A 3750-nucleotide genomic window follows, 5' to 3' on the forward strand; every position below is an offset into this window, starting at 1 on the left:
GTCCCAGCCCAGCGCCCGGCCGCGCACGTCGCCATTCATGCTGGCATAGGCGACGAACAGGCCGGCGCGATCGGTCTGGCCCGACGCGGTTTCGCGGCCGAACAGATCGAAGCCCGCCTGGAGGCCGAACAGGGTGCCGTCGAAGGACGGCGATACCGTTCCTGAATATGCCATCTTGCTGTCCTGGCCGAAGATGCGGCCCCAGACCGGCGACAGCTCGGTGTTCGACAACAGGCTCTGCTCGCCGCGCCGTTCGTGGAAGGTGCCGAGCGTCGTCATCGCCAGATGTTCGGCGACCGGGGGCAAGGCGGAATAGACCGGAACCTCGATGCGATAGAGCAGGATCTCCTCGCCCGCCGCCGGTGTCGGCAGGTCAGGCACATCCGTTGGCACAACCGGCGGCGGCGGGGGCGGATCCGCAACTGGTGCCGGCGGTGGTGCCGGCGGCGGCTCGGGCTCCGGATCGGCGGCCTGCACCGGCGGTGTCGGATCGACCGGCGGGTTGTTGATGTCGCCCTCGGTCGGAGGCGGAGTCGGCGGCAGCTCGGAAGGCGGCGGCGGCGGCGGTTCGGCCGCCGGCGGCTCTGGTTCCGGCGGCGCAGTAGGTTCCAGCGCCGGCGGGGCGGCGGCCGGAGGGGCCGGCGTGTTCAGCGTCGAGCGCAGGTACCAGTTCTCCTCGCTGCCGGCACTGACGCCGCCCTTGAACAGGTAATATTCAAAGGCACCGGCGGCGACCGGGGCGTCGAGCGCGAATGTCGTGGCGCCCGAGGTGGCGCCGTTGATTGCCTGGACGACCATGATGCCGTCCTGCGTGGTCGCAGCCCCCGCGCCGCCGAGATTGACCACGGAGATGCCGGTCGAACCGGAAGCCGTTCCGCTCGACAGGACCAACTTGTCGGATGCGGAGGAATCGTCACCGAGCTCGGTCTGGATAAGCAGCAGGCCCCCCAGCCCGACATAATTGCCCGAAATCGTCAGGCTGTCGGTGGCGCCGGTGCTGCCATTGGTCAGGTCGATGCGGCCGGCATTGGTGACCTGCGCCAACTGGCCTGCCGTAAACGCCTGGATCGCCGCATTGAAGCCGCCGCCATAGAGCGTGCTTGCGGCATCGACACTGAGCGAACCTGTGCCGGTGCCGCTATCGCCGAGCACCAGCTTGCTGTCCATCGTCAGTTCGGTGTCGTTGGTGGCGTCGAAGCTTTCCCAGTTCTGGAGCCGGCTGACCCCATCCAGTTTGACGTTGTCCAGTGTCAGCGCGTCGGTACCGAGGCCGCCTGATATGGCATTCGTGGCACCGAGATTGGCGTTGGTGAGGTTGCTGAGCCTGGCGGTGTCGTTGTCGCCGCCGAGATCGACGGCGCCATAGATGATGCCGCCACCGTTCCAGACGAAATCGTCGGCGCCAAAGCTCATCAGTATATCGCCACCGACCGTGCCGCCGGTGACCGTGACGCTGTCATTGCCGCCGCTGACGCTGATGTTGCCGCCGACGGTGCCGCCCGACAGGATGATCGTGTCCTTGTCGAAGCCGGTGACGAGGTTGCGGTCGATGGTGCCGCCGGACATGTTGAAGTAATTCTGGTCGAGCTTCATGTTGACGCGGCCGATGCGGCCACCGATCATCACGGCGCGGTCGCCATCGTCGAAGAAATCGACGATGCGGCCGCCGGTCATGGTGAAGGTGTCGAGGCCGTCGCCCTGGTTGAGCGAGCCGATCTGGCCGCCGCTCATATTGAAGTCGTCGATGCCGGCGCCCTGCTGGACATTGCCGGCGACGGTCCCCGCGCCAATGGTGAAAAAATCCGTGCCGCCACCCTGATCGACGGTGCCGGTGATGGTGCCGGACTGCATGTCGATGCGGTCCGTGCCGACACCAAAGGTCACGTTGCCTGATATCTGCCCGGTGCCGCCGGCGGGAAAATTCAGCGTGTTATCGCCATCGGCATCGGTGAGGCTGCCGCCCGAGTCGCCGCTATCGCAGGTGTAGACGGTATTTCCGGCGATTGGGCCCAGCACGCATGCGGCAAACGCAGCTGAATTGGGCAGCAACGCAAAGGCCGTAGTTGAGAGGATGCTAATAAGCCAAGGGTGTAGCGGATGCGGCTTTCGCCGTGGCGAAGCAACTGTCACCTGCGCATCCTCCGAACGACTGTTCGGAAGCGAGTTCTTCATATGCCACATCGCGTCCCCTCTCGATTCGCGATTTCCAGCCCCCGCCAGTCGCCGTAATGAAGACACAATTCATTCGATTTTACAAAGCCTAATCTGCCCCGCATGGTTGCTAAACTGCAAAGACTACTGAAATGATCTGGCGTAGCGCGCGGTTGGCGTGTCCGTGGCCCATGCTTTAGGATCGGTTTGGGCCGAAGGATCGAGGCCCTGTCACGGATCGATGAAAGGACATCGCATGGCAACCAGGGACGCATTCGGCCTGACGCTTTCGGGTGCAACGGAGGCGGGGTTCGCCCCCTACAGCCAGGCAGTGCGCGAACTGCAGTGCTTCATCGGCGATCCCGTGGCGTCCATCGACCACGCCATCGCGGAAGATCCCGGCTTCGTCATGGCGCATGTCTTCAAGGGCTATCTGTTCGGCCTCGCCACCGAGCGGGAGGCGACAGCGGTGGCCAAGGCTTGCCATGAGGCGTCACTGCCGCTTGCCGCGACCACGCGCGAGCGGGCGCATGTCACAGCCCTGGGTCATCTCGCCAACGGACGCTGGCATCAAGCCAGCCGCATTCTCGAGGACATCACCATCGAGACCCCGCGCGACGGGCTGGCGCTGCAGGTCGGCCACCAGATCGATTTCTTCACCGGCAATGCACGCATGCTGCGCGACCGCATCGCACGCGCCCTGCCGTCCTGGCAAAGCGGCATGCCCGGCTACCACGCCATGCTCGGCATGCACGCCTTCGGGCTGGAGGAAATGGGTGACTATGTCAGGGCCGAGCAGCTTGGCCGCGCGGCGGTCGACTTCGAGCCGCGCGACGGCTGGGCGCAGCATGCCGTCGCCCATGTCATGGAAATGCAGAGCCGGCAAAGGGATGGCATCGCCTGGATGCTGACCAACCCGGAAGCGTGGACAAGGGAGAGTTTCCTGCAGGTCCACAATTGGTGGCACCTGGCGCTGTTCCACTATGATCTCGGCGAGACCGACGCGGTGCTGGCCCTCTATGACGGCCCCATCTACATCGTGCAATCGACGATGGCGCTCAACATGGTCGATGCCTCGGCAGTCCTGTGGCGGCTCGCCCTCGGCGGCGTCGATGTCGGCGACCGCTGGGCGGCGCTCGCCGCCAATTGGCATAAGGCCGGCGCCGGCAATTATGCCTTCAACGATGCCCACGCGATGATGGCCTTTGTCGGTGCAGGGTTAGATGCGCCGGCCCTCGCTTTGCTTGAGGCTCAGCGCGAGGCCATGCGTGGCAGCGACGACAATGCGGCTTTCACGCGGGATGTCGGCCATCCGCTGACGCTCGCCATCAAGGCATTCGGTGAGGGCAGTTACGCCGAGACCGTGCGCCTGATCCGGCCGATCCGATCGATCTCCCATCGCTTCGGCGGCAGCCACGCCCAGCGCGATGTTATCGACCTGACGCTGATCGAGGCAGCGTTGCGCGCCGGTGACGGTGCGCTGGCCAGGGCGCTCACGGCCGAGCGTTCGATGGCGCGGCCCGACAGTCCGCTGTCAGCGCTGTTTGTGCGACGCGCCGCCGATTTGTCGGAGAATTGACCCGAAGCGGATCTTGTTTT

General features: G+C 65.2%; 2 protein-coding genes. One reads left to right on the plus strand and one right to left on the minus strand.

Annotation, left to right across the window (positions count from 1 at the left end):
• On the minus strand, window positions 1-2181 hold a 2181-nt coding region (locus EN749_RS32415), incomplete at its 3' end, for an autotransporter outer membrane beta-barrel domain-containing protein (RefSeq protein WP_128364697.1).
• 226 nt (window positions 2182-2407) lie between these two features.
• Here EN749_RS32415 and EN749_RS32420 point away from each other — a divergent pair.
• The gene (locus EN749_RS32420) at window positions 2408-3730 is read left to right on the plus strand and encodes a tetratricopeptide repeat protein (protein ID WP_127396580.1); all 1323 of its coding nucleotides are present in this window, start codon (window positions 2408-2410) and stop codon (window positions 3728-3730) included.
• Window positions 3731-3750 lie beyond the last annotated feature (20 nt).

This window comes from Mesorhizobium sp. M7A.F.Ca.ET.027.02.1.1, assembly GCF_004022985.1.
GTDB lineage: Bacteria > Pseudomonadota > Alphaproteobacteria > Rhizobiales > Rhizobiaceae > Mesorhizobium.